The sequence below is a fragment of the Pseudomonas sp. Pseu.R1 genome, assembly GCF_045764065.1.
GTDB lineage: Bacteria > Pseudomonadota > Gammaproteobacteria > Pseudomonadales > Pseudomonadaceae > Aquipseudomonas.
Window position 1 is genome coordinate 1539905 of the sequence record NZ_JBJGEE020000001.1, and the last position, 24747, is coordinate 1564651.

General features: G+C 56.5%; 24 protein-coding genes, 5 tRNA genes and 1 riboswitch. Of the genes, 10 read left to right on the top strand and 19 right to left on the bottom strand.

What is annotated here, in order from left to right; genetic code table 11:
- Positions 1-92 precede the first annotated feature (92 nt).
- The 3 genes from ACI5GA_RS07230 (at position 93) to ACI5GA_RS07240 (ending at position 3921) form a co-directional block, all read left to right on the top strand.
- Positions 93-2702 (top strand): AAA family ATPase, encoded by a 2610-nt coding sequence (locus ACI5GA_RS07230; protein WP_421422384.1) that lies wholly within the window; start codon positions 93-95, stop codon positions 2700-2702.
- Between the two features lie 586 nt (positions 2703-3288).
- A complete protein-coding gene (locus tag ACI5GA_RS07235; RefSeq protein WP_421422385.1) occupies positions 3289-3546 on the top strand; it encodes a hypothetical protein in 258 nt (85 codons plus the stop codon).
- Between the two features lie 117 nt (positions 3547-3663).
- Positions 3664-3921 (top strand): hypothetical protein, encoded by a 258-nt coding sequence (locus ACI5GA_RS07240; RefSeq protein WP_421422386.1) that lies wholly within the window; start codon positions 3664-3666, stop codon positions 3919-3921.
- Between the two features lie 8 nt (positions 3922-3929).
- On the opposite strand, the gene ACI5GA_RS07245 is transcribed toward ACI5GA_RS07240, so the two are convergent.
- The 4 genes from ACI5GA_RS07245 to ACI5GA_RS07260 form a co-directional block, all read right to left on the bottom strand.
- Complete coding sequence (locus ACI5GA_RS07245; RefSeq protein ID WP_421422387.1) at positions 3930-4217, bottom strand: hypothetical protein; 288 nt, start codon at positions 4215-4217, stop codon at positions 3930-3932.
- 398 nt (positions 4218-4615) lie between these two features.
- Positions 4616-5170: a hypothetical protein gene (locus ACI5GA_RS07250; protein ID WP_421422388.1), complete on the bottom strand. Its 555-nt coding sequence runs from the start codon at positions 5168-5170 to the stop codon at positions 4616-4618.
- A gap of 56 nt (positions 5171-5226) precedes the next feature.
- Positions 5227-5661 (bottom strand): hypothetical protein, encoded by a 435-nt coding sequence (locus ACI5GA_RS07255; RefSeq protein ID WP_421422390.1) that lies wholly within the window; start codon positions 5659-5661, stop codon positions 5227-5229.
- Between the two features lie 45 nt (positions 5662-5706).
- Entirely contained in the window at positions 5707-6102 is a 396-nt protein-coding gene (locus ACI5GA_RS07260) for a DUF6957 family protein (RefSeq protein WP_421422391.1), read from the bottom strand.
- A gap of 162 nt (positions 6103-6264) precedes the next feature.
- On the opposite strand from ACI5GA_RS07260, the gene ACI5GA_RS07265 reads away from it, so the two are divergent.
- Entirely contained in the window at positions 6265-6717 is a 453-nt protein-coding gene (locus ACI5GA_RS07265) for a helix-turn-helix domain-containing protein (RefSeq protein ID WP_421422392.1), read from the top strand.
- 892 nt (positions 6718-7609) lie between these two features.
- Here the strand turns inward: ACI5GA_RS07265 and ACI5GA_RS07270 are convergent.
- Both ACI5GA_RS07270 and ACI5GA_RS07275 read right to left on the bottom strand, forming a co-directional pair.
- Positions 7610-7681: transfer RNA gene (locus tag ACI5GA_RS07270), tRNA-Arg, on the bottom strand.
- Positions 7682-7988: 307 nt separating this feature from the next.
- A tRNA-Arg gene (locus ACI5GA_RS07275) sits at positions 7989-8061 on the bottom strand.
- On the opposite strand from ACI5GA_RS07275, the gene ACI5GA_RS07280 reads away from it, so the two are divergent.
- The 4 genes from ACI5GA_RS07280 (at position 8031) to ACI5GA_RS07295 (ending at position 9615) form a co-directional block, all read left to right on the top strand.
- Positions 8031-8264 carry a hypothetical protein gene (locus ACI5GA_RS07280; RefSeq protein WP_421422393.1) on the top strand — a complete coding sequence of 78 codons (234 nt, stop codon included), beginning with the start codon at positions 8031-8033 and terminating at the stop codon, positions 8262-8264. The genes ACI5GA_RS07275 and ACI5GA_RS07280 overlap by 31 nt on opposite strands.
- A gap of 102 nt (positions 8265-8366) precedes the next feature.
- The gene (locus tag ACI5GA_RS07285; protein WP_421422394.1) at positions 8367-8600 is read left to right on the top strand and encodes a hypothetical protein; all 234 of its coding nucleotides are present in this window, start codon (positions 8367-8369) and stop codon (positions 8598-8600) included.
- Between the two features lie 48 nt (positions 8601-8648).
- Positions 8649-8846, top strand: a complete 198-nt coding sequence (locus ACI5GA_RS07290) for a PA3371 family protein (protein ID WP_404631331.1) — start codon at positions 8649-8651, stop codon at positions 8844-8846.
- Between the two features lie 445 nt (positions 8847-9291).
- The gene (locus ACI5GA_RS07295) at positions 9292-9615 is read left to right on the top strand and encodes an Arc family DNA-binding protein (RefSeq protein WP_404631333.1); all 324 of its coding nucleotides are present in this window, start codon (positions 9292-9294) and stop codon (positions 9613-9615) included.
- A 127-nt stretch (positions 9616-9742) separates the two neighbouring features.
- Here the strand turns inward: ACI5GA_RS07295 and mgtE are convergent, their stop codons facing one another.
- A complete protein-coding gene (gene mgtE / locus ACI5GA_RS07300) occupies positions 9743-11185 on the bottom strand; it encodes a magnesium transporter (protein ID WP_404631335.1) in 1443 nt (480 codons plus the stop codon).
- A gap of 322 nt (positions 11186-11507) precedes the next feature.
- Between mgtE and ACI5GA_RS07305 the strand changes: the two genes are divergently transcribed.
- Positions 11508-12002 (top strand): DUF4124 domain-containing protein, encoded by a 495-nt coding sequence (locus ACI5GA_RS07305; RefSeq protein ID WP_404631337.1) that lies wholly within the window; start codon positions 11508-11510, stop codon positions 12000-12002.
- Between the two features lie 42 nt (positions 12003-12044).
- Here the strand turns inward: ACI5GA_RS07305 and ACI5GA_RS07310 are convergent.
- The 7 genes from ACI5GA_RS07310 to ltaE form a co-directional block, all read right to left on the bottom strand.
- A tRNA-Arg gene (locus ACI5GA_RS07310) sits at positions 12045-12121 on the bottom strand.
- Positions 12122-12256: 135 nt separating this feature from the next.
- Positions 12257-12333 (bottom strand) — tRNA-Arg (locus ACI5GA_RS07315).
- Positions 12334-12440: 107 nt separating this feature from the next.
- Positions 12441-12531 (bottom strand) — tRNA-Ser (locus ACI5GA_RS07320).
- Positions 12532-12593: 62 nt separating this feature from the next.
- Positions 12594-12782, bottom strand: a complete 189-nt coding sequence (csrA, locus tag ACI5GA_RS07325) for a carbon storage regulator CsrA (protein WP_002554426.1) — start codon at positions 12780-12782, stop codon at positions 12594-12596.
- Positions 12783-12964: 182 nt separating this feature from the next.
- A complete protein-coding gene (locus ACI5GA_RS07330) occupies positions 12965-14197 on the bottom strand; it encodes an aspartate kinase (RefSeq protein ID WP_404631340.1) in 1233 nt (410 codons plus the stop codon).
- Positions 14198-14290: 93 nt separating this feature from the next.
- Positions 14291-16915, bottom strand: coding sequence for an alanine--tRNA ligase (alaS, locus tag ACI5GA_RS07335; RefSeq protein WP_421422398.1), 2625 nt, complete (start codon positions 16913-16915; stop codon positions 14291-14293).
- A 144-nt stretch (positions 16916-17059) separates the two neighbouring features.
- Positions 17060-18064 (bottom strand): low-specificity L-threonine aldolase, encoded by a 1005-nt coding sequence (gene ltaE, locus ACI5GA_RS07340; RefSeq protein ID WP_404631344.1) that lies wholly within the window; start codon positions 18062-18064, stop codon positions 17060-17062.
- Positions 18065-18245: 181 nt separating this feature from the next.
- A riboswitch (FMN riboswitch) is annotated at positions 18246-18405 on the top strand.
- Positions 18406-18531: 126 nt separating this feature from the next.
- Here ltaE and ACI5GA_RS07345 point away from each other — a divergent pair.
- Complete coding sequence (locus ACI5GA_RS07345; RefSeq protein WP_404631346.1) at positions 18532-19026, top strand: 6,7-dimethyl-8-ribityllumazine synthase; 495 nt, start codon at positions 18532-18534, stop codon at positions 19024-19026.
- Between the two features lie 251 nt (positions 19027-19277).
- Here ACI5GA_RS07345 and astE read toward each other — a convergent pair whose 3' ends face one another.
- The 5 genes from astE to astA all read right to left on the bottom strand — a co-directional run bounded on the left by astE (position 19278) and on the right by astA (position 24684).
- Positions 19278-20285, bottom strand: coding sequence for a succinylglutamate desuccinylase (astE, locus tag ACI5GA_RS07350; protein WP_404631348.1), 1008 nt, complete (start codon positions 20283-20285; stop codon positions 19278-19280).
- A 21-nt stretch (positions 20286-20306) separates the two neighbouring features.
- Positions 20307-20594, bottom strand: coding sequence for a topoisomerase II (locus tag ACI5GA_RS07355; RefSeq protein ID WP_404631350.1), 288 nt, complete (start codon positions 20592-20594; stop codon positions 20307-20309).
- Between the two features lie 78 nt (positions 20595-20672).
- Entirely contained in the window at positions 20673-22019 is a 1347-nt protein-coding gene (astB, locus tag ACI5GA_RS07360) for an N-succinylarginine dihydrolase (protein WP_404631352.1), read from the bottom strand.
- A gap of 173 nt (positions 22020-22192) precedes the next feature.
- The gene (gene astD, locus ACI5GA_RS07365; protein ID WP_404631354.1) at positions 22193-23662 is read right to left on the bottom strand and encodes a succinylglutamate-semialdehyde dehydrogenase; all 1470 of its coding nucleotides are present in this window, start codon (positions 23660-23662) and stop codon (positions 22193-22195) included.
- Positions 23659-24684 (bottom strand): arginine N-succinyltransferase, encoded by a 1026-nt coding sequence (gene astA / locus ACI5GA_RS07370; RefSeq protein WP_404631356.1) that lies wholly within the window; start codon positions 24682-24684, stop codon positions 23659-23661. Before astA ends, astD begins: the two co-directional genes overlap by 4 nt.
- Positions 24685-24747: the final 63 nt, after the last annotated feature.

Sequence of the window (24747 nt, forward strand, 5' to 3'; positions counted from 1 at the left end):
CCTTTTGGAATGATTCCCTCCTCCAAGGGCAAGGCAATCTGCCATTACCGGTCTATCCTCTCCCTTCCGCAGTATTTCAAGGAGAGATCTGTATGGCCGCTGTTCCGGATTTAGGCGGGGAATTAGCACCCGTTGTCGATGACTTTGAAACCTGGCTTGGTGAGCGAAGCCGCTGGTTGCAGACGGCAGCCAAGCATCTAATTGAAACTAAAAAGCTCCCCACAGAAGATCAGATCGCAGAGTTGGCTCGACTCTGCGTGATCGAGTCAAAAAAAGGTGACGATCCTGGCTTTGGCAAGGTGACGCCAGGATCCCTAGCTTTAGCGGCACACCGACCGCCTATACGGATAGAAGGCCTCGAGGAGGTCTACGGTTTGAATGCCGTAAAATCTGGAGCCGCGCTGCCGTTTGGTGCAGGCGACATCACCGTTTTCTACGGACAGAACGGCTCAGGCAAAAGCGGCTATGCACGACTTCTGAAGCAGGCATGTGGCTCGAAGTCGAAAGACGACATTCACCCTAATGTCTTTGCCGAAGAACCAGAGGCGTGCCGGGCTAACTTCAGCGTTTCAGTAGCAGGTAAGTCAGGAAAGATCGAATGGACTCTGCTCCAAGGCGCAGATGCGATGCTTCGTCATGCCCAGGTCTTTGATTCCAGAACCGCTACCCAATACATGGGTAAAAATGAAGCTAGCTACGAGCCTAGCCAGATGAGATTTGTGGCCTCGTTGATCTCGATCACTGATCAGGTTAACAAGCACCTGACAGCATCGAAGGATGCGCTGTTGAGTGCATTGCCCCAGTTCCCCGACGACTTGAGCGAGACCGAAGAAAGCAAATGGCTCAAAGGTCTCACCTCGGCGACGACCAACGCTGTCATTGATAAAGGCTGCACTTACACCCAGGAGCAGGATGAGGAAAGGATCGCTTTTGAAACCGCACTGACTCAAAAGGATGTGGCAGGACGACTGGCCTCCATCAGGAAAGAAAAGCAGGGATTGACCGCTGTTGAGTTGGCCATGACTCAGCTCAAGGAAAAGCTTTCCTCAGAGGTCGCGCAGGGAATCGTGGACGCTCACATCGAGGCGAAAACTACGCGATTAGCTGCTCAAAAGTCAGCGCAACAGTTGTTTGCTGAAACACCTCTCGAGGGTGTGGGTGAAGCTGTTTGGCAGGAACTCTGGAAGCAGGCCCGACTGTTCTCTCAAACACATGCTTATCCGGAACAACCATTCCCCGTGGTTGGTGAAGACGCCAAATGCGTGCTCTGTCAGCAGGAGCTCAGTAAAGACGCAGGCGTTCGGCTGCAACACTTCGAGCAGTTCGTCACGCTGGGGTTGGAGCGTGTGGCGAAGCAGGCGGAAGACAAGTACAAGCAGCTGCTCCGTGGCCTCCCCCAGTTGCCAGATGAGCAGGGGTGGCTGGCTCACATGGCTCTGCTCAAATTAGATCAACAGAAGGCCACCGAGTTGTACACGGCCTTGGTGCAGCGGCGCATGGATCTCAACACTGCTGATTTGATTGAAGGAGTGTCCCCATTTGACTGGGTGCCGGTGGATCAAGCTTTACTCGCACAAACCGAACAACTATCCAAGGAAGAAAAATCTCTTACAGAGCTGCAGCAGGACGGTAAACGGCAGCAAATGGAGGCACAAGTCCGCAAACTCAAAGGCCTGCAATGGTTGGCGCAAAACAAGCCGGCAATCCTCACCGAACGCGATCGGCGTCTGGCCGTTGACCAATACGCAAAGGCCATACGACTAGCCGCGACCAATACGCTGACGTCCAAGAACAACGAGCTTGCGAAATCCGAGGTCGAGGCAGGATATCAAACCCGCTTCGCCGCCGAACTCAAATTGCTTGGTGGCTCGAGGCTTCCTGTAGCTCCCCAGAGCAAAACTGTTGGCAAAGGGAGGACGACTTTTGGGTTAACGCTCGTCGGCGCCAAAAGCGCGCGTCCGCCCGAGCAAATTCTCAGTGAAGGTGAGACAAGAATTGTTGCACTCGCAGCCTTCTTGGCCGACATCACCGGCTCGAACCAGGTGGCACCATTCATTTTCGACGATCCAATTTCATCACTGGATCAAGACTTTGAAGAAGCAGTCGTTTCACGCTTGGTCAACCTGGCTCGAACCCGCCAAGTGATCATATTCACACACAGGTTGTCGCTGGTGACCCTCGTAGAATCTGCGGTGAAGAAGCTGAAGGAGCATCCGGATATCCCGGATGTAACTTTTGACGTTAAGACGCTTAGGCGCCTCGACAAAGTTTCTGGTGTATTGGCCGGGACAAGTGTCCGCGACTCGAAGCCCAAGCCTGCCCTCAACAAGCTACTGAACGAGACCCTGCCTCGGCTTAAAAAGCTCCAGGCAGAAAGCGATGCCGACAACTACGATCTCATCGCTAAGGCCATCTGCAGTGATTTTCGGATCATCGTGGAGCGTACGGTCGAGGTAGTAATGCTGAACAGTGTTGTTCTGCGATTCCGTAGAGAAGTCACCACAAAGGGACTACTCAGACAACTGAGCCACATTACCCAGGAAGACTGCGATCTGATCGATGATCTGATGACCCGTTACTCTGTGTATGAACATTCGCAGTCGGACGATCTCCCTGCTGCACCGCCGGAGATTGCTAATCTCGAAGAGGACATGAAGTCGTTGTCGGTCTGGATGGAGGAATACGCAAAACGAGTGGCGTGAAACGATCAACCACACCATCGACAAAATGCCCTGCAGCGGTCAAAGCGAGCTTTGATCGCTGCATCCCAACTCTAACCCACGCTTGGTATTTCGACAAAGCTCGCTTGAGGACGAGTCCGCTCACTCTCCGAGGCTGTATCGCAGGGATAGAACCTCCCAATTGCAGGCGACTACGCTCCAAGCGAGATGCAAGCGGAGCGCGCCGGCTCAAAGAGCCAGAGGCGTAAGGATGAAAGCCCGAAGGGGCGAGCCACGAAGTGGCTCGATTAACGACAGCCGGCCCGCAGGGCACGCCAGCTTGAGAAAAAATAAATGTCATCCAACTGGAAGACTTACCCTGTATGAAATCACAGGAAGACAGCTAAAAATTGTGACTACAGTCGAGCCTATAAAGAACAAAAAACGTTGATTTTACTGGGATATCGATAGTTGTCGTTCTTGGTCTTGATTCTCAACATCATCCCACCCCGCACATATATATACTGACTGCCAAGGGTTTTATCTTCCGGCCCTCATCTTGATTTATTTTTTTCCTGTGTAAAAATCTCAACCACACCCCCCACCAATATGAAACGAAAGGCGAAAGATGGATTACCGCGTCTACTTCCTCAAAATTGACATTACAGTCGAAGACCAACTTCTTGATCACCCTGACAACCTGGGCATGGTCTCGCAAACAAGCGTGAGCACAAAAGACAACCCGCCGTATACCCATTGCAGAAACATCAGAGAGGTAGAACAGGCATTCGAGCGCCACCACAACTTTCCAACAAACGATGACGCAGTGCTTTGGCCCAAACAGAAGGTGAAGGTACTGAAGGTCGAGCCTTGGGCCTCGCGCTAGTCCGCTTGGAGAGGCGCCTGTAGCAGGCCACGCCTCTCAAGAGATAGCCCTCCATCATGACGATATCCACTGTGGCACGATGCCCTCTCTATCGCCAGCTGTACGATGTAGGCACATATGAAACTGCTCATTACTTTCGTTTCATGCGACACAACAGTTCCCGACACTCAACTGCTGGAAAGGTTAGCAGTGCATGGTGTTCAACATGAAATCATCAACGCAACTACGTTCCCTTACTCTGCATGCGGATCAATCCGAGATATCGAAGCCGAGTTTGAGGCCGCGCACAACTACACCATAAGCGACAACTTAGTCGCGCTGCCAGAGTGCAAAGTTAAGGTGCTTAAAATTGACGCTATTTCGACAGAGCCGTGAAAAGTGTTCTACTCATGCTCGTCGCGTACGTCGAAGTCATCATATGCGCCAAGATATAGTCGTCGACAAGGCAAACGCTGAATATATCCCTGTTCCAGTAATTGCCGAGGGATGTCCAGCATCAGGTCAGTTGCTTCCCATCTCTCCGTGACCGGCGTGGATTTTTTTGCTTCCCGCACGAAAGCATCGAGATCAAATTCGCGCTGAACCAGGAATGGGCCTGCGCGATCGTATCCTTCGAATTTTCCGGAGGCGATGGTTATCACATCACCTGGTCGTAGAATCGTGCTTCCCATATCCAGTGCCTATTGAATGCCGCTTATTGCAACCACCTGCATCTTGCGTATCTGGGTCAGCGGAACCAGATCGCGCACCGCCTCCACAGATAAAGCATGGCCACTGCCTATAGGGTTGGAGCGATCATCACCGTCGACCTCATCAAGCACGAGAAGGATCCCAGCTGCTCCCGTATCTCCAAGGCGAACCCCTGTCAGACGCCATAGTGCTGCGCGCCGGGCTCTCTCTCTTTGCCGTAATTCACGGCGTTCATCCTGAGGAAGCTGCGGGTGCTCTGGCGACATGCTTGATAATCCTCTTCCGCGAGTCTCAGCTAGGCCACTGTCACATGACGCTGAGGCCTAGCGTGGGTCTAGGAGAGGCCATGGCAGATGACCTCCCTAGCAGCGGGTTTACTTTACGAGGCTCGCTGCGGCGTGACACCAAACTCATGAGTTCCGTATGCCTCTAGGGAGCCTTGAGGGATAGATTCCAGATTTGTCATTTGCTCCTTAAAAGCAAATACCTGCCTCAGTTTGTAAATGAAATAAATGATGCCGGTTACGACACATGCATATGCAGCGTCCCCACAGCCTGCTTCGAGATTACCGTCACGCATTATCGAGAAAATGACCGCATATGGAATCCAAGAGAAAACGGTCACGAGGACACTGATCGCTAATACGCCACCGGTGGCGCCTAACATCTGCGATCCGGCCATAGGAGCGCGCAGTGTTTCGCCTGCTTCGTTTCTGATAGCCATTAGCACGAGCGCCTTACCTTTTCGGCCAAAATACAGGCGATTCGTCGTTCCTCGGCCCGTGTATTGAAGGTAATTGGAAGCGCTCGACTCCATGTAGACGTCTTTGTACCGATAGCCATTCAAAGTAATATCGTACAGATTGATAGCCTTGCCATCCCGAACATTCGAGACAACCCCATCAACATAACTAAAGTTAAAGGCGAGACTCATATTATTTCCTTAATAATGAGCAATATTTTAGCGAAAATTAAAAAGGTAAGCAGTTACTAATTCGATGCGCGATATACGTTTTTTACAACTTTCAGAGATTCGACGTCGAAATCAGGACGATGTGAGTCGTGGTAGACAGCACCACTGTCTACTTCGAAAACACATGTTGGAACGTCATTGGAGTCGAATCCCATTTTGAGCGATTGGAGCCGCTCCATGCGCCAAGACTCTCCGCCATTGACCCATGCCGGGGTGACGACCTGCACCTCAGAGACTTTGAAGGTATCGTTCTGCCCGCTTAGCAGCTCGTACAACCGAGTCTCGTCGTTCACGAACTCTTCGACTGCGACGAACCGGTCGTCCTGCCACCGTTTCACGCTTACGTGATACCAGTGGGTTTTGAGCGCCCTAGAGACACCATGCCAGTGGGCCAGCCCGTCACCGAACATCCCAACAAACCCGGCCATTTCACTCTCATGCGTGCAGAACATTTTGTGGCTGTCTCGATCTCATGCGCCGCGTTAAAAGCGGGTGATTTAGTGAATGGCATAGATGTCTTTTAGCGAGGCTGACTTCCGATGGCCGCTGCCTCTCAGGACGTACACGGTGTTCCGGGTGACGAACAGAAATCCTTCACTGAACTCAGTGGCGATGGTTGACCTCACCCAATTGCCTGGTTCGAACCTGCGGTTGTCGTCATGCCTGACATTGTGCGCGTATACGATCATGGGCAGGCAGCCAGCGGCATGAACCTTGGCGAGTTCATCCTCGGTTACGACCACGTCGAAAAGGATCCAGTCCTCTACAACACAACAAGGCATCCATCGGTACCGGGATCTGGCCAGTGCCAGGACGTCTTCGAGGCTAAGGTCAGATCCTGCAGTGACAACGCCAGGGTCGCCCAACAGGCCGTAGTCCACAGAGCCATCCATCTACCCCAACCTCGCTCGTCAATATCTAATAAACTTAGCTCCTCGAACGCTCTCCAGCCTCTGTAAAGAAGGCTAGCGATACGCAAGGGCCACATGAATCAATATATAGATTTGTGCGGCCCCAAGCAAACACGGCATACCGTCCCCTTTTGGGATTCTGAAATGTCGCTGCGCGAATCGTTTGGAGCGGTGCTACAGCTGCTTCGCACACGGAAGGGGCTAACCCAAGCGGATATCTCAAAGACAGTGGTTCAATCCCACATCAGCCAGCTCGAATCCGCCAAGACGAGCCCAACCGTAGAGGTAAGCGGTGAGCTCGCATCTGCGTTGAGTATTCGACCCACGACACTCCTTGTTCTAGCGCTCGCCTCATGCGAGAGAGAGACTGCGCGCGATACGCTGATGGCGTCCCTAGCCGAGCTCGAGGAGCTTGGGTTGGCAGACGCGGAACTACCTTCTAAATCGGAGACGATGGTGACGCCAGCGATGGCTGAAGCTGAGAGGAAACGGCAAGCGGTTCAGGGGTTGAAGTCAAAAGGGTTCTCACAGGCCCAGGCCGCTAGGGAATTGGGAATCGCGAAGACCACTCTGAGAAGGCTTTGGCGTCAGACATAAGGTTAACAACGAGATCGGGGCTCGGGGTTAGCAAATGCAGGCCGGCCTGATAGCTTCCGACCATTCAACTAACAAGGTCTCACCGTAATCGATGACACGTTCAAGACACTGATCGTCCTTCCCGATACCAACGTCCTAGTCCTGAGCGCTACCTCCTCAATCTTGACTTCCTGCACCCGCAAGCCGCACGAGTGCCGCACAAGTTTTATTGCAAGGATCCTCTTTGTGATAAGCCTGTTGAACAGGTATCTCGAGAATGTACGGAGTGGCGGCATCAGGATGATCGACAGATCGTTCGCTGGCGTTTCGTTAAAGCGATCCGCCGAACTCCTCGCTGGTGCCATGCGAGTGGCCATATGCGCCAGGAATTTACGCCAACCAATGCAAGCAACTCAGCCGGTTCGATTTGAATTCGAACAACTCGACCTTCTCGAGGAAGCTGAAGCACTTTTGGACGCTCTTTGAGATTCCGACGCCCATACTAACTGATGCCTTAGGCGGTCAGGATTTAGCCAACGCGCCTTGTTGGCAAAAAACGGCTCGACAGGGACGTGTAAAGAACTCAGGCACAGATTGCACGCGAGCTGGGCTTCTCAACGGCGTTGGTGAATAGGCTCCAGGAACGTCCTCTAGGTGAGTAGCCGTAGAATCGGCTGCTCTATGGAAGAGCCGTTACATTTTTCGAATTAGCGGCTCCACTCCTGTGGTGTCGAGAGACTGCGGCATGCGCGATCATTACGAATTAGGCATTTTCATGACAGAAAAACCCTGAGCGCGCGACAACCTCTGGGGATTTGCTCACATAAATTCAGGATGGAGGCGAGGGGTCGTGGGTAGAGGCATGAGCCGCTAGGCCATCGAGTATCGAAAGCCAAGGCAGACAAAAAGGATATGTCCCCTGCAGGAATCGAACCTGCATCTAGCCCTTAGGAGGGGCTCGTTCTATCCGTTGAACTAAGAGGACACCATATATGTATCTTGAGTTTTTTTTTGCTTTCATTCAAGCAAAAATAGAAAAAACAAGGCTTTAGGGCACATTCTGGACACTCAGCGGCACCGACATTTCGGGCACAAATTCACTGATCGGGAGCCCCATCCTAGCCCGTACCAACTCAGTGTTACCGCTCCCCCCATTGGTGTTGCCGCTTTCCCTTTGACCCGTTCTGAAGGCCAGCAGTGGAAACGGAGGGGAGTCCCATGAACGTGCAGCGAATAAGCCTTCCTAGCCTCTAGACCTAGGAAAATCGGGGAGAGTCAAGGTGCAGTAAAACCTATGTCGGATAAGAACTCACAACCTTCCCCTTAGGAGGGGGATGCTCTATCCAATTGAGCTACTGAGACACGGTGCCAACGCGCGGAATGGCGCTGGCGAGACGGCGAGCATGTTAACGGCAAGCCATTGTTTTGTCATGTCGTCATTGTCTTTTTGGGCTGTAGTCCGCCGGGCATTTGACTGGCACGAAAAGGTCATCATGCAAATTGCAATGGTGCAAAATGGCATCATTGCAAACTGCAATCCACAGCACGATCATTTAAAACGTAACTAATTGATTTTTAAGTTATTTTTTATTCAATTCGCTTGGCATGCGCACTGCATTATCACTCTTGTGCCCCCCCTTCATAGATCAATTCAAGCGAAGGTAATCGAGATGAACATCACGCTCTCCCTATTGAACGCCGCAGCCTTCGCCGCGTTGGTAGCCTTCCACTTTCAGGACGATGGCCGCAAAACCGAGAGCGTTGCCGTTCAGGCTCAACCGCATTTTCTGATCAAGCAGACCCCACGCTACGCCACAATCCCGAGCCTCCGTTCCGACGCCATGCTGGCCAACGATACCGACGAGGCCATTCCCGTCGAGCGCACCGAGCGCTGGGTGTTCTGATTCAACAACCTTCACTGAGTTGCCTGTTTGTCTTTTACGAGAACCGTCATGTCAAAAGCCGCTTTATCCTTTCTGATCCTGACCCTCATGGCGCTCGCCGCCGACCAATTACTCACGCCTTCAATGGAGCCATTCGGGATGATCGCCAAGACGTCTGCGGGCGTTTTTGCCTCGCTGTTCCTTTTGGCATTGGTTGCCGGGCGACGGATCAAATTTGACCCGGTGCTGCGTCAGGCAAAGCCCTAACTGGAGAAAAGTTCTACACTGTTCGCCCTGTTTCCCGCTGCCCGATCTGACCTTCTGCTCGCGTTATTGACTAGCTAACACCTCGCCGACAGACCCTTCGTCTCTTTCTTGGACGCTTTCTCGAATTTTTTCGTGGACAGTTCTACCCTGAAGACAGATAGCCATCATGGCGAAAACCCGCGTAATCTGTGGCTATCGCCCGGATAAGCGATACCTCGGAACTTTGCAAACCAGAACGCATTTCTGATAATTGGTGCTGGCTAAACGCCTTTATCTAGTTCAATATTTGTCACAGATTTGACGCCAAGGTTCCGACGGATTGATGCATGATGACGGACCTTTATGTTGGGCAGGTTGAACATTTCGCCGAAATGATAGTCAGACGATGACATCTCGCGGCCAAATGCATGAACCGCCTCCCTTTTGAACTAAATCGGTTAAATATATGAGCCCTATGAAACAGGCCAATTATTCCAGTCGCACAGCTGACAAGTTCGTTGTCCGTCTTCCGGAAGGCATGCGCGAGCGCATCGCCGAAGTCTCCAAGGACAACCATCGCAGCATGAACTCTGAAATCATTGCGCGCCTCGAACAAAGCCTGATTCAGGAAGGCGCCTTGGGTGACGAGCCTAAACTGCGTCTGGACAGTCCTGAACTGTCGCTGCATGAGCGCGAATTGCTGCAACGCTTCCGCCAGCTCGCTCATCGCCAGCAGAATGCCCTGGTGTCGCTGATTGCTCACGACACCAGCCTGGGCGACGAGGAATAAGCCCTCCCGGCCAACGACCAAAAAAGCCAGCGTATCGCTGGCTTTTTTGTGCGCGTGTAAGCGCGCACCTGACTGTTGCGCCCAATAAAAAACCGCCCTGCTGGGCGGTTTGCTTTGTCTCACAACGTTAGAGCAGGAACAACGTCGCAAGTCCCAGGAAAATGAAGAAGCCGCCACTGTCAGTCATGGCTGTGATCATGACACTGGAACCCATCGCCGGATCACGCCCCAGCCGGGCCAGCGTCATCGGAATCAATACCCCCATGAAGGCGGCCAGCAACAGGTTAAGCGTCATCGCTGCCGTCATCACCACACCCAGCGACCAGCTGTGATAGAGCATGTAAGCCACAACACCAATCACGCCGCCCCAGATCAGGCCGTTGACCAATGCGACACCCAGCTCCTTGCGCATCAAGCGTGACGTATTTCCGGTGCTCACCTGGTCCAGCGCCATCGCGCGAACGATCATGGTGATGGTCTGATTGCCTGAGTTGCCACCAATCCCGGCCACGATCGGCATCAGGGCCGCGAGCGCGACCAGCTTCTCGATAGAGCCTTCAAAGAGGCCGATCACACGCGATGCGATGAACGCCGTGATCAGGTTGACCGCCAGCCAGGACCAACGGTTGCGCAAGGAGCGCCATACCGAAGCGAAGATGTCTTCTTCTTCACGCAAACCGGCCATGTTAAGGACTTCGGACTCGCTCTCTTCACGAATCAGGTCGACCATTTCGTCGATGGTCAAGCGGCCAATCAGCTTGCCGTTCTTGTCTACAACGGGCGAGGAAATCAGGTCATAACGCTCGAAAGCCTGCGCAGCTTCGTACGCATCGCCATCCGGATGAAAACTCACAGGGTCACTGGCCATGACCTCCGATACCTGTTTTTCAGGATCGTTGACCAGCAGGCGCTTGATCGGCAACACGCCCTTGAGCACCCCGTCGTAATCGACCACGAACAGCTTGTCGGTGTGACCCGGCAACTCCTTGAGGCGACGCAGGTAGCGCAAAACCACTTCGAGGCTGACGTCTTCGCGGATGGTGACCATCTCGAAGTCCATCAAGGCGCCGACTTGCTCTTCATCATAGGAAAGCGCTGAACGCACACGCTCACGCTGCTGGCTGTCCAGCGCTTCCATCAATTCATGTACGACGTCGCGCGGCAATTCCGGCGCGAGGTCGGCGAGTTCGTCCGCGTCCATTTCCTTGGCAGCGGCCAACAGCTCGTGATCGTCCATGTCGGCGATCAGCGTTTCACGAACGGAGTCGGACACTTCGAGGAGGATGTCACCGTCGCGCTCGGCCTTGACCAGTTGCCAGACCGTCAGACGGTCCTCAACAGGCAAGGCTTCGAGAATATAGGCGACGTCGGCGGAGTGCAGATCATCGAGCTTGCGTTGCAGCTCGACCAGATTCTGCCGGTGAACCAGATTTTCAACACGGTCCTGGTGCTGGCCTTCCTGGCGATGGGTCAGGTCCTCGACAACACGCTGGCGCTGCAGCAGATCAACGACTTGAGCGAGGCGATCCTGAAGGCTTTCCTGCGTTTTCTTTACTTCTACTTCGGTCATAGGCGAACTCCACTCCCAGCAGTGGAGCACGCCGGAAGATCAATCAGTCGATTCTTGATTGGTACAGCTTGGTTCTAAGTTGCTACTGGGTAAGTCCATGGAGGTATTCCACAAGCCCCGGCGGGGCTGACGGGCGCAATGATACACCGCTTGCCGGGTCTGCATGTTAAAAATTCAACGCGGAACAATCGCTTGCAACACAATGTTAAGCATTGTCCGAGTCGTTATTGCTACGACGTCACATCCCGAGAAGAAAACACGCTCGCCGAAAAAAATACATCTGGCTAGCCTCCTCTGACATCCCGTCAAGGAGGACTGCATCATGCGCTTCGACACCCGCAAAGCCATTTTTGCTGCGCTGTTTTTTCTGCCTGCGTGTACGTGGGCAACAACGGTCAACCGCTGCGAAGACGAACGCGGCCACGTCACCTTCACGACCTTGAGCTGCCCCTTCGGTCAATCCGCCAGCTCGCAAAACGCGAATAGCCCACCTCCCGGAACACGCCTTCCCTCGCCGCCTCACAGCAAGCCATCAGCAAAAGTGCCGAACAATGAGCTAGTGATTGTCGGGCAACGCGACGATGGCTGTGGAAACGTGCTCAGCCCGGAGCTGCGACGCAAGGCGATCATCAATCAGCAAACGCCAACGGGCATGACGAAACGGGACGTGGAGAGCCTGCTGGGGAAACCGGACAAGATCATTGGCCGCAACGGCGAGGTGCGTTACGTCTACGCCGAAAAGAAGGGACGAAGCCGGCAGGTCACGTTTGACGAACACGGCTGCGTAAAAAGCGGCCGCTCAAAAAGCAAACCGTAGAAAAGCAAAAAGCCCGCATTTGCATGCGGGCTTTTCGTTTTATGGTGCACTCGACAGGATTCGAACCTGTGACCGCTCGGTTCGTAGCCGAGTACTCTATCCAGCTGAGCTACGAGTGCAATTGGCGCTTGTTAAACCAGCTCACCTCTGGTCAATGCATTTTACTTCTGGAAGTGAGTGGTGCTTCCGAAGACCTGTTGAAGCCAGGCTCTTTCTTAAAGCTACTACCTGTATCACTACAAGTAACGCTTAAATGGTGCACTCGACAGGATTCGAACCTGTGACCGCTCGGTTCGTAGCCGAGTACTCTATCCAGCTGAGCTACGAGTGCATTTGTTGCCGCGCATTATAGGCCGTTAAATCTCTTGGTCAAGCACTTTTTCTAGTAATTTCAACAACTTACAGAAGAAGCCAGATTACAACGTACTACGCAAATAATGGCGGAGAACGGGGGATTCGAACCCCCGACACCCTTGTGAGGTGTACTCCCTTAGCAGGGGAGCGCCTTCGGCCACTCGGCCAGCTCTCCGCAACACGGGGCGTATAATAACCACCCTTTTCCCCGTTTGCAAACCAAAAATTCAAATAAAATTAATGGCTTGGTTCCTCGTCCTTCTCTTTCTTGATGCGCAGGTAGATCTCCTCACGGTGAACAGCCACTTCCTTGGGCGCATTGACCCCAATTCGTACCTGATTACCTTTAACGCCGAGCACGGTCACGGTGATCTCACCGTCACCAATAATCAGGCTCTCCGCGCACCGACGGGTCAAAATCAGCATACCTATCTCCTCAACCTCAATTCAGGGACTGCAGTCTGCACAACCGAAAGGCATCGGCCCGCGCCGCAAGCGGCAACAGGCCAGCACCCTGAGTATTGACTAGCGCCGGGAAAAAATCAGTTTTCTCGTGCACGTCAGAAACACAAAAGGCGCGGTCTCGACCGCGCCTTTTGCTTCACCTCTTACTCGCCCTGGCGGGGAGCGTCGAGTTCGAACGCCGTGTGCAGCGCGCGCACGGCCAGTTCCAGATACTTCTCTTCGATCACGACCGAAACCTTGATTTCAGAAGTGGAGATCATCTGAATGTTGATGCTTTCCTTGGCCAATGCCTCGAACATGCGGCTGGCAACGCCCGCGTGAGAACGCATGCCGACGCCAACGATGGAGACCTTGGCAATCTTGGTGTCACCGATCACTTCGCGTGCACCGATTTCCTTCGCGGTATTTTCCAGCACGCTCAGAGCCTTCTCGTACTCGTTGCGGTGCACGGTGAAGGTGAAATCGGTGGTGTTATCGTGCGCAACATTCTGCACGATCATGTCCACTTCGATGTTCGCGGCGCTGATCGGGCCCAGAATCTTGAAAGCAACGCCTGGAGTGTCAGGGACGCCACGAATGGTCAGCTTGGCCTCGTCACGGTTGAAGGCGATGCCCGAAATGATCGGCTGTTCCATGGATTCCTCTTCATCGATGGTAATGAGGGTACCCGGACCCTCCTTGAAGCTGTGCAGCACGCGCAGCGGGACGTTGTACTTGCCGGCGAATTCCACCGAGCGGATCTGCAACACCTTGGAACCGAGGCTGGCCATTTCCAGCATCTCTTCGAAGGTGATCTTTTCCAGACGCTGAGCCTGAGGCACCACACGCGGGTCAGTGGTGTAGACACCATCGACGTCGGTGTAGATCTGGCATTCATCTGCCTTCAGCGCCGCAGCCAGGGCCACACCAGTGGTGTCGGAGCCGCCACGGCCCAGGGTCGTGATATTGCCGTTTTCGTCGACCCCCTGGAAACCTGCAACCACGACCACTCGACCGGCTTTCAGGTCAGCGCGAATTTTCTGATCGTCGATCTGCAGGATACGCGCCTTGTTGTGCGCGTTGTCGGTCAGGATGCGCACCTGATTACCGGTGTAGGACACCGCAGGCACACCGCGCTTGATCAGGGCCATGGCCAGCAGGGCAATGGTGACCTGCTCGCCGGTGGAAACGATCACGTCCAGCTCACGAGGATCCGGATTGCCGTTGATCTGCTTGGCCAGATCGATCAGGCGATTGGTCTCGCCGCTCATGGCGGACAGCACCACTACCAGGTCATCGCCCGACTCGCGGAATTTTTTGACTTTGTCGGCCACCTGCTCGATGCGCTCGATCGAGCCCACGGAGGTGCCGCCAAATTTCTGTACGATTAAAGCCATCTCAAAGCCGCCTCGGCCCGTAAGGGCGCCCGTTAAACATTCAAACCGCGTAGCGCCGCAGCCTCCCTTTGAAGAAGGCTGCGATGGGTCGACTTAAATTCCCTGTTCGGCGAACGGAACCGCGAGCGCAAGCGCTGCGTCCAGGCCTGCGGCATCAACGCCACCGCCTTGTGCCATATCAGGACGACCGCCACCTTTACCGCCCACGGCGGCAGCCGCTTGCTTCATCAAATCACCGGCTTTGAGTTGGCCAGTCAGGTCTTTGGTGACACCCGCCACCAGCACGACCTTTTCCTCATGCACACCGCCGAGCAGGATCACTGCGCGGCCGAGTTTGTTCTTCAACTGGTCCACCAGCGCCAGCAGCGCCTTGCCATCCTGACCGTCGAGACGGGCAGCGAGGACCTTGGCACCCTTGACGTCCACCGCAGCGTTCGACAGATCGTCGCCCGCCGCGCTGGCCGCCTTGGCCTGCAGTTGTTCCAGTTGTTTTTCCAACAGGCGATTGCGTTCCAGGACAGCGGTCAGCTTGTCCAGCAGGTTGTCGCGATTACCTTTGATCAGGCTCGCGGCTTCCTTCAGTTGTTCTTCAGCGGTATTCAGATACGCCAGCGCAACGGCACCGGTCACCGCTTCGATACGACGCACGCCAGAGGCCACGCCGCCTTCGCTGATGATCTTGAACAGCGCGATGTCGCCGGTACGATCCGCGTGGATACCGCCACACAGTTCCACCGAGAAGTCGCCACCCATGCTCAGCACGCGAACGGTGTCGCCGTACTTCTCGCCGAACAGCGCCATGGCGCCCTTCTTCTTGGCGGTGTCGATGTCGGTTTCTTCGGTTTCGACGGCGGTGTTCTTGCGCACTTCAGCGTTGACGATGTCTTCCAGCGCTTTGATCTGCTCAGGCTTGATCGCTTCGAAGTGACTGAAGTCGAAGCGCAGGCGCTGGCTGTCGACCAACGAGCCTTTCTGCTGAACGTGATCACCCAGCACCTGACGCAATGCAGCGTGCAGCAAGTGAGTGGCGGAGTGGTTCAGCGAAGTGGCCTTGCGTACGTCAGCAGCGACTTCGGTCTGCAGGGCAGTACCGACCGACAGGCTGCCCGAGGCTTGTACGCCGTGGTGCAGGAATGCGCCGCCGGTCTTGGTGGTGTCACGCACGTCAAAGCGCGCAGCACCGGCAGAGAGATAGCCGCAGTCACCGATCTGACCACCCGATTCCGCGTAGAACGGGGTCCGATCGAGGATCACCACGCCCTCTTCGCCTTCGTTCAACTGCTGAACCGACTGGCCTTCCTTATAGATAGCCACAACTTTCGCGTCGCCGCGCGTCGCGTGGTAACCCGTGAACTCGGTGGCGACGTCCACTTTGACCAGGCTGTTGTAGTCCATGCCAAAGGCGCTGGCCGAACGCGCGCGCTCACGCTGGGCGTCCATTTCACGCTCGAAGCCAACTTCGTCGAGGGTCAGGTTGCGCTCACGGGCGATGTCGCCGGTGAGGTCCATCGGGAAACCGTAGGTGTCGTACAACTTGAACACCACATCGCCCGGCACCACGGTGCCTTTCAGTTCAGCCAGATCCTGTTCGAGAATCTTCAGGCCCTGTTCCAGGGTCTTGGCGAATTGCTCTTCTTCAGCTTTCAACACGCGCTCGATGTGCGCCTGTTGGGATTTCAACTCAGGGAACGCTTCGCCCATTTCGGCCACCAGCGCCGCGACGATCTGGTAGAAGAAGCTGCCCTTGGCACCCAGTTTGTTGCCATGACGGCAAGCGCGGCGAATGATGCGACGCAGCACGTAGCCACGGCCTTCGTTTGATGGCAGCACGCCATCGGCAATCAGGAAGCCACAGGAACGAATGTGGTCAGCCACGACTTTCAGTGACGGCTGATTGTCATTGGTGCAACCGATGGCCTTGGCGGCAGCGGACAGCAGGCTCTGGAACAGATCGATCTCGTAGTTCGAATGCACGTGCTGCAATACGGCGCTGATCCGCTCCAGGCCCATGCCGGTGTCCACCGATGGCGCTGGCAGCGGATGCAGCACGCCGTCGGCAGTGCGGTTGAACTGCATGAAAACGTTGTTCCAGATCTCGATGTAGCGGTCGCCGTCTTCTTCTGGCGAACCGGGCGGGCCGCCCCAGATGTCAGCGCCGTGATCGTAGAAAATCTCGGTGCACGGACCGCACGGGCCGGTATCGCCCATGGTCCAGAAGTTATCGGACGCGTACGGCGCACCCTTGTTGTCACCGATGCGAACCATGCGCTCGGCCGGCACGCCGACTTCCTTGGTCCAGATGTCGTAGGCTTCGTCGTCCGTGGCGTAGACCGTGACCCAGAGCTTTTCCTTGGGCAGATTCAGCCATTTCTCGGAGGTCAGGAACGTCCAGGCGAAGGTGATCGCATCGCGCTTGAAATAGTCACCGAAGCTGAAGTTACCCAGCATTTCGAAGAAGGTGTGGTGACGGGCGGTGTAACCGACGTTTTCCAGGTCATTGTGCTTGCCACCGGCACGCACGCATTTCTGGCTGCTGACAGCACGGGTATAAGCCCGCTTCTCCTGACCCAGAAAGCAGTCCTTGAACTGGTTCATGCCTGCGTTGGTGAACAGCAGGGTCGGGTCATTGCCCGGAATCAAGGAGCTGGAGGCTACACGGGTGTGGCCTTGCTCTTCGAAGAAGCGAAGGAAGGCTTCACGGATTTCTGCGCTTTTCATAGGTTCTTCCACGGGAACTGCGGCCGGAGCCAGGTGCATAACGTCATTCGACGAAACGACGGCAAAGGGCCGCATTATATAGGCGTTGCAGCTACGGTACAGTCACTTTGTACGATAGAAGCTGCCAATTGGTTTATAGGGCGACTATCGGCTGCCAAATTCGGCAAATGCCGCGACCACCTGCTCCATTTGCGCAGCCGAGGCATCCAGGTGCGTCACCATGCGCAGACGCGGCGCCGCGCTCAGGACGATACCCCGCTCAGCGCAAAAGGCCTTGAGTTTCTCGGCTCGCTCACCGACCTGAACATAGACCATGTTGGTTTGTACCGGCTCGACGTCAAAACCCAGCTCGCCCAACGCCTTGCCCAGAAACGCAGCGTTGGCGTGGTCTTCAGCCAGACGCTCCACCTGGTGCTCCAGCGCATATAACCCTGCGGCGGCCAGCAAGCCGGCCTGACGCATACCGCCACCGACCATCTTGCGCAGACGCCGCGCCTTGGCGATGAACTCACTCGATCCGCACAACACTGACCCGACAGGCGCGCCCAGTCCTTTGGACAGGCAGACCGACACCGAATCGAAGTGGCGAGTGATTTCACGAGCATCGACGCCCAGTTTGACCGCCGCGTTATAGAGACGGGCGCCATCCAGGTGCAGGCCCAGCCCCTTCTCGCTCGTCAGCGTGCGCGCGGCTCTCAGGTACTCCAATGACAGCACTTTGCCCTGCATGGTGTTTTCCAACGCCAGCAAACGGGTGCGAGCGAAATGGAAATCGTCGGCCTTGATGGCGGCCTGCACATCATTCAAGTCGAGCGAACCGTCGGGCTGATTGTCCAGCGGTTGTGGCTGGATCGACCCCAATACCGCCGCGCCGCCGCCTTCGTATTTGTAGGTGTGCGCCTGCTGGCCGACGATGTATTCGTCACCGCGCTCACAATGCGCCATTAGGCCCAACAGATTGCTCATGGTGCCGGTGGGTACGAACAGTGCCGCCGCAAACCCAAGACGCTGCGCCAACCACGACTCCAGCTTATTGACTGTCGGGTCTTCGCCATACACGTCGTCACCCAGTGGCGCGCGAGCCATGGCCTCGCGCATGCCTGCGGTGGGTTGGGTCACTGTGTCGCTGCGCAGATCGATAACCGTCACGATGAAGCTCCCTGATAGCTGGTTGAACCTCAGTCTTGAGGTCTGAGCCGAAGATAATCAAGGCTGCGCCAGGGATTGCCAAGCCACGCTTATAAGAAAAGCTGATGAAACCCATCCAAAAGGCTCCATGCACATTCTGAAAATCTGTGTTACAAACTGCACGCCGACGAGAAATCGTCGGTAACGTTCTCAGGGCGGGGTGCGATTCCCCACCGGCGGTAATGGCGTGCAAAGCGTCTAGCCCGCGAGCGCTCTTGCAGGGTTGTGCCTGTGCAGGAGGTCAGCAGATCTGGTGTGATTCCAGAGCCGACGGTCATAGTCCGGATGAAGAGAGAACGGGATAGGTACCATAGGATCGTCTCGCAGCCTCATCACGGGTGCGTTTTACCCGGATGGCTGACGACCGTACCCTGGCATCCCCTTCGATCCAAACGCCCTGTTTTTTCATTAAACAGGAGTCAGAACAGATGCAACCCACCGCTATTCACGCTCATGAGCGCATTGCCTTCATTCAAGCTTGCTGGCACAAAGATATCGTCGATCAGGCACGCAAGGGCTTTGTCGCCGAGATGGCCAACCACGGCTATGCCGAGAGCGATATCGACTTTTTCGAAGTCGGCGGCGCTTTTGAAATCCCCCTGCATGCCAAATTGCTGGCCAAGACCGGTCGCTACGGCGGCGTCGTCGCGGCAGGTCTGGTGGTCGATGGCGGTATCTATCGTCACGAGTTCGTTGCGCAATCGGTGATCAGCGCCTTGATGCAGGTTCAACTGGAAACCGAGGTGCCGGTGTTCTCGGTGGTTTTGACCCCGCACCATTTCCACGCGGGTGAAGAGCACCACAACTACTTCTTCAACCACTTCGTGCACAAGGGTCAGGAAGCGGCGAAGACCTGCGCCGATACGCTGACCAAATTGCGTGCAGTGCGCCGTTTGGCAGAGCCGCAGAAAGCAGCAGGTTGATGGAATGGCGGCGCTCTCAGGAGTGCTGCCATTTTTTGTGAAAGATTCTATGTTGCCCCGTCAACTGCCTTCGCCACCAAGGCGGCTCCCACAAAGTCGGCGCCGAACATGACTCATAGGCTCGACACGCACTACTGTGGGAGCCGGCTTGCTGGCGAAGGCGGTGTGTCAGTCAACATCGATGTGTCAGGACCAACGTATTCGCCACCAAGGCGGCTCCCACAATGATCGAGACAATCGTCGGAGCTCTGTCAGCCCAACTGCTCATCCGTCGTCGGCACGATCAGAATCCCTGCACGCAGCCCGTTCTTGACCTTCGGGTTCGGGAAGATGATGCGGGCGCCCTCTTCTTCCACCACCCAGCGTGAATCGGCCAGATCTTCGGCCAGCACAAAGCCTTTATCCAGCTTGGTAAAGTTTTCGATGTCCGCGGGCAAATGCAGGCGGAAAGCATCGCTGTGCTTGATGATTTCCCGGGCAACGCTGAACAGTTTCAACCCGTCGATTTCATCACCCACCAACGGTTCGGTGCCTTGAATCAGGTTTATCAGCGTCGTTCGCAAGCGCGACAGGTCGACCTGCTGGTTCTGTCCGAATGGCCGCGCCTTGCCCAGTTCAAGGGTGAAGGCCTCTGCCCCCAGCTTGTCGTAGGTGTAGGCGCTGAACACCACCGAAGGCTTGTTCTGCAGCAGCACCGCTTCCATTCCCGCACCGTGCAGACGCACGAGTTCACGGCGTGAGTGTTGGCGCCCTTCTTTCCAGGGATACAGCGCGAATTGCTCGATCTTCGAGCCACGAATGGCCGTGTGCAGGTCGTAATGCAGGCGATAGCGATCGGGAATGTTGAAAAAACTCGCCGCCAGACGCTCCAGCTCACAGGCGCGAATGGCTTCGTTGCCGCTGCTCAGCTCGTGGCGGCCGTTGAACAGCCGGTTGACGTCCTGTTCGATGTAACGCTCGCCGCGACGCATCGCTTCGGGGTTGCCGAACAGAAACAGAATCCGCGTCCGAGGTTTGAGTTCGCTGCGGGCGATGGCATGGATCAGGTCATCGAGCAGCTCGATGGGGGCGGTTTCATTACCATGGATGCCTGCGGACAACAGCAGGTCAGTGCCGTTGTCTTTCGCTTCGGGGGGCCGGACTTCCAGCGCCCCCTCGGCCAGCCAGCGCATGCGCACGCCTTCGACGGTCAGTTGAGTCTTTTCGGCGGGTTCACGACCTGCCAGGGTCAGTTCAAGCAGTTTGCCGAGGGCGAGCATGGGGCGGATTCCTGCTAAAGCTTAGTGGTTGCAGTCCGGACCGTGTACGTGGCCGTCTTCTTCGTCATCTGCGTCAGCCGCTTCCATCTCCAGTTGCAGGCTGACCAGGTTGGTGGCCATCGGACGCAACAGCAGGTTGGCGTACTCGGTGTCGCCCTCTTCGACGTCCACGCCGATCAGCAACTGGCCACGACCGTCCTGTTGAATCCAGACTTCCTTGCCCTGCCAGATCACGGCAAAGCGAGTGCAGGAGGTTTCCAGCTGGGTGCCGTCGGTGTCTTCAAGGATCAAACGCAGGGCGTCGCTCATGACAAAAATTCTCTCTCTAAAACGCGAAGACATTGCCTGCCTGACACCAATCAGGCGAGACGCAATGTCGCAAAGGGCTCAATTGATCTGGAAAGGATAGACCGCACCCAGTTTCAGGTGCTGTGTCAGTTCATCCAGCGCCGTACGGCACTCGATCAGCAGTTGGGGATCTGCGAGATCACTTTCGCTCAGACGATCGCGATAGTGCTTGTCCACCCACTGGGTCAGCGTGTCGTACAGCGGCGCGGTCATGATAACCCCTGGATTGACCGCCGCCAGTTCCGTTTCATTCAACGCCACTCGCAAACGCAGGCACGCCGGCCCGCCGCCGTTCTGCATGCTTTGCTTGAGATCGAAGACCTTCACTTCGCGAATGGGGCTGTCGTCGGCCATCAGACGTTGCAGGTAATGCCAGACGCGTTCGTTGCTGCGGCATTCTTCCGGCACGATCAGCAGCATCGAGCCGTCCGGGCGCGACAGCAACTGGCTGTTGAACAGGTAAGAACGCACGGCGTCCTCGACGCCCACTTCAGTGCGCGGCACGCAAATGGCCTGGAAACGCCCGCCGCGACGACTCAGTTTGTCGTGCAACTCGCTGAGCATATGCTCGGTATTGAGAAAAGCATCTTCGTGATAGAACAGCACTTCACCGTTGCCGACCGCGATCACATCGTTATGGAACACGCCCTGGTCGATCACCGCCGGGTTCTGTTGCGCATAGACCACGCCCTCGTCACTCAGGCCGTGCAGACGCGCCACGGCTTGCGAGGCTTCCAGGGTCTGGCGCGCCGGGTATTTCTGGGGCGTCGGGAAGCGGGTGTCGAACGCTGCACGCCCGAAGACGAAAAACTCCACCCCGGCCTCGCCATAGCTGCGGCAGAAGCGCGTGTGGTTGGCCGCACCTTCATCGCCAAACTGGGCGACGGCAGGCAAGGCGGCGTGATGCGCGAAATGCGCCTGATTGGCGAACATCGCGCCCAACACGCGACTGGTGGTCGGATGCTCGATGCTGCGGTGGTATTTGCAGTTGAGGTTGGCGGCGGTGAAATGCACACGACCGTCAGCGGTGTCGGCACTCGGGCTGACGGTGGCCGCGTTGGCAACCCACATGCTGGATGCCGAGCAACTGGCGACCAGCAACGGCATGGACTCTTTGGCTGCACGCTGGATGACCTGCGCATCGGTGCCACTGAAACCCAGCTTGCGAAGACCCGCGACGTCCGGACGCTCCTGTGGCGCCAGCACGCCCTGGGTGAAGCCCATGTCCATCAGCGCTTTCATCTTCGCCAGCCCCTGCAACGCGGCTTCGCGCGGGTTGGACGATTGCTGGCAATTGCTCTGGGACGCGACGTTGCCGTAGGACAACCCACCGTAGTTGTGGGTTGGCCCCACTAGACCGTCAAAGTTGACTTCACAGGATTTCATCGGTGAGGCTCCGTGGATCTGTTTTTATAAACATCAATGTTCGTTTCGCACTGCTGCTGCACAAAACCTGTGGGAGCCGGCTTGCTGGCGAAGGCGGCGTGTCAGTCGACATTGATATATCTGGACCGAAGCATTCGCCAGCAAGCCGGCTCCCACAGATCAAGCGTCAACCCTCAAGTCAATGTGATGCCCGGCGTCAGGCTTGCTGGCAACGCCAACGCCCCCGCCTCCAGCGACGCCACCGGGTACGCGCAATAATCCGCTGCGTAATACGCACTGGCGCGATGGTTACCCGATGACCCCACACCACCGAACGGCGCGGTGCTCGCGGCACCCGTCAATTGCTTGTTCCAATTGACGATGCCCGCCCGGCTTTGCAGCCAGAACTGCTGGTAACGCGCTTGCGAATCCGAGAGCAACCCCGCCGCCAGGCCATATTGCGTGTTGTTGGCTTCAGCGATGGCTGCATCGAAATCCACGTACCGAATCACCTGCAACAAGGGGCCGAACAGCTCTTCATCTGGCCGATCGTTCACGTCGCTGACGTCAATAATGCCCGGCGTCAGCAACGCGGCGTTAACATCTGGCTGGGTCATTTCCAACAACGCTATCGCGCCATTGGCCAGCAACTGCTCTTGCGCATCGATCAGTGCCTGCGCAGCACGCAGGGAAATGACCGAGCCCATGAACGGTGCGGGCTGCTCATCGAACGCGCCCACTTGAATGGTTTTGCTGACCTCTACCAAACGCGTCACGAACGCATCTCCCCACGAACCTTGCGGCACCAGAAGACGACGAGCGCACGTGCAGCGCTGACCTGCCGAAATGAACGCCGACTGAATCACGGTGTACACCGCCGCATCGACATCGGCCACCTGATCCACCACCAGCGGGTTATTGCCGCCCATTTCCAGCGCAAGGATCTTGTCCGGGCGACCGGCAAATTGCTGATGCAGCGAATTGCCGGTGCGGCTGGAGCCGGTGAAGAACAGGCCGTCGATTCCTGCGTTGGCGGCCAGCGCGATACCGGTGTCCCGAGCACCTTGCACCAGGTTCAGCACCCCCGCTGGCAAGCCTGCTTCAATCCAGCACTTCACGGTCAGTTCGGCGACCTTCGGCGTCAGCTCGCTGGGCTTGAACACCACCGCATTGCCCGCCAACAGCGCCGGGACGATGTGCCCGTTCGGCAAATGGCCGGGGAAGTTGTAAGGGCCGAACACTGCGACCACACCATGGGGCTTGTGCCGCAGCACTGCCGTGGCATCGCCCAGCGGACCACTTTTCTCGCCCGTGCGCTCGCGGTAGCTCTGGATCGAAATCGCGACTTTGTTGACCATGCTGGTCACTTCCGTCGCAGACTCCCACAGGGGCTTGCCGGTTTCCTCGCCGATGCAGTGAGCGATCTCATCGGCACGTGTTTTCAGCGCGGCAGCGAAGGCTTCGAGCACGACAATGCGCTCTTCCAGTGTGCGGGTCGCCCACGCGGGAAACGCCTGACGCGCCGCTATCACCGCAGCGTCCACCTGTTCAGTCGTCGCGCTTTGCCCAGTCCAGATCACCTCTTGGGTCACCGGATTCAGCGACTCGAACGCCTCGCCCTGCCCGGCCTGCCAGGTGCCGGCGATATACAAAGTCGACATCACACACCCTCCCGAGCTGGAGACAAAGGCACGGCTCGCACCTGATCGCCTGCGGTAAGACGCAAGCGTTTGGCGGTCATCGGATCGACCACCAGCGTGCCCGCCGCAAAACGCGCAGGCGCTGCGGTGATACGGCAGTCTTCGCGCTTGCGGTTGTGAATGAGGAAAGGCGTCGCATCGTCGCCCGGCGTGCCTACGGCCAACACCAGCGCCTGACTGTCACGCACTGCTCGGATCTTGCCGGTTTCGCATTCAATAGCCGGGCCTGCGTCGAAAATGTCGACGTAGCCTTGATAGCTGAAGCCCTCCGCCTTGAGCATGGTCAGCGCAGGCTCGGTGCTGGTGTGCACCCGCCCGATGACGTTGCGCGCCGCTTCCGACAGGAAGCAGCTGTACAGCGGAAATTTCGGCATCAACTCGGCGATGAACGCGCGATTGCCAACGCCCGTCAGGTAGTCGGCCTGGCTGAATTCCATCTTGAAGAAGTGACGACCCAGGCTTTCCCAGAATGGCGAGTGGCCTTGCTCGTCGGACATGCCGCGCATCTCAGCGATGATCTTGGCGCCAAACAGCTCGGGAAATTCAGCGATGAACATCATCCGCGCCTTGGACAGCAGACGACCGTTAAGACCATTGCGCGCATCGGCGTGGAGGAACAGCGAGCACAGTTCCGAGTTGCCGGTCAGGTCGTTGGCCAGGAACAGCGTCGGGATTTCGCGATAGATGTTCAGTTCTTGCGACGCGCTGACCGTCAGGCCCACGCGGTAGTTGTACCAGGGCTCACGCAGGCCCACTGCACCGGCAATGGCCGAGATGCCGACCACACGCCCGTCGTCGTCCTCCAGCACGAACAGGTAATCGGTGTCGCCCCGCTCGGCTTCGCCACGGAAGCTTTTTTCGGCCCAACCGACCCGGTGCGCCAGGCGCTCCTCATTGGCGGGCAGCGTGGTCAGGCCTGCGCCTGTGCTGCGCGCCAGGTCGATCAGCGCCGGAAGGTCACTGCTGCGTACGGGACGAACGATCATGCTTTCTCCTCATGCCGATCCCTCGCTGGGAAACCGGCCAACTCGCTAATCTGCGACACGGCG

Excerpts from the sequence above, each read along its gene's own strand:
- ACI5GA_RS07240 (WP_421422386.1), top strand. The coding sequence starts at position 3,664 with ATGAAACTGCTCATTACTTTCGTTTCATGCGACACAACAGTTCCCGAC.
- ACI5GA_RS07245 (WP_421422387.1), bottom strand. The coding sequence starts at position 4,217 with ATGGGAAGCACGATTCTACGACCAGGTGATGTGATAACCATCGCCTCC.
- ACI5GA_RS07285 (WP_421422394.1), top strand. The coding sequence starts at position 8,367 with ATGAACATCACGCTCTCCCTATTGAACGCCGCAGCCTTCGCCGCGTTG.
- ACI5GA_RS07255 (WP_421422390.1), bottom strand. The coding sequence starts at position 5,661 with ATGTTCTGCACGCATGAGAGTGAAATGGCCGGGTTTGTTGGGATGTTC.
- astE (WP_404631348.1), bottom strand. The coding sequence starts at position 20,285 with ATGCTCGCCCTCGGCAAACTGCTTGAACTGACCCTGGCAGGTCGTGAA.
- ACI5GA_RS07265 (WP_421422392.1), top strand. The coding sequence starts at position 6,265 with ATGTCGCTGCGCGAATCGTTTGGAGCGGTGCTACAGCTGCTTCGCACA.
- ACI5GA_RS07305 (WP_404631337.1), top strand. The coding sequence starts at position 11,508 with ATGCGCTTCGACACCCGCAAAGCCATTTTTGCTGCGCTGTTTTTTCTG.
- ACI5GA_RS07230 (WP_421422384.1), top strand. The coding sequence starts at position 93 with ATGGCCGCTGTTCCGGATTTAGGCGGGGAATTAGCACCCGTTGTCGAT.
- ACI5GA_RS07355 (WP_404631350.1), bottom strand. The coding sequence starts at position 20,594 with ATGAGCGACGCCCTGCGTTTGATCCTTGAAGACACCGACGGCACCCAG.
- ACI5GA_RS07250 (WP_421422388.1), bottom strand. The coding sequence starts at position 5,170 with ATGAGTCTCGCCTTTAACTTTAGTTATGTTGATGGGGTTGTCTCGAAT.
- mgtE (WP_404631335.1), bottom strand. The coding sequence starts at position 11,185 with ATGACCGAAGTAGAAGTAAAGAAAACGCAGGAAAGCCTTCAGGATCGC.
- ACI5GA_RS07260 (WP_421422391.1), bottom strand. The coding sequence starts at position 6,102 with ATGGATGGCTCTGTGGACTACGGCCTGTTGGGCGACCCTGGCGTTGTC.
- ACI5GA_RS07330 (WP_404631340.1), bottom strand. The coding sequence starts at position 14,197 with ATGGCTTTAATCGTACAGAAATTTGGCGGCACCTCCGTGGGCTCGATC.
- ACI5GA_RS07295 (WP_404631333.1), top strand. The coding sequence starts at position 9,292 with ATGAGCCCTATGAAACAGGCCAATTATTCCAGTCGCACAGCTGACAAG.
- ACI5GA_RS07235 (WP_421422385.1), top strand. The coding sequence starts at position 3,289 with ATGGATTACCGCGTCTACTTCCTCAAAATTGACATTACAGTCGAAGAC.
- ACI5GA_RS07290 (WP_404631331.1), top strand. The coding sequence starts at position 8,649 with ATGTCAAAAGCCGCTTTATCCTTTCTGATCCTGACCCTCATGGCGCTC.
- csrA (WP_002554426.1), bottom strand. The coding sequence starts at position 12,782 with ATGCTGATTTTGACCCGTCGGTGCGCGGAGAGCCTGATTATTGGTGAC.
- astB (WP_404631352.1), bottom strand. The coding sequence starts at position 22,019 with ATGAAATCCTGTGAAGTCAACTTTGACGGTCTAGTGGGGCCAACCCAC.
- ACI5GA_RS07280 (WP_421422393.1), top strand. The coding sequence starts at position 8,031 with ATGCTCTATCCAATTGAGCTACTGAGACACGGTGCCAACGCGCGGAAT.
- alaS (WP_421422398.1), bottom strand. The coding sequence starts at position 16,915 with ATGAAAAGCGCAGAAATCCGTGAAGCCTTCCTTCGCTTCTTCGAAGAG.
- ACI5GA_RS07345 (WP_404631346.1), top strand. The coding sequence starts at position 18,532 with ATGCAACCCACCGCTATTCACGCTCATGAGCGCATTGCCTTCATTCAA.
- astA (WP_404631356.1), bottom strand. The coding sequence starts at position 24,684 with ATGATCGTTCGTCCCGTACGCAGCAGTGACCTTCCGGCGCTGATCGAC.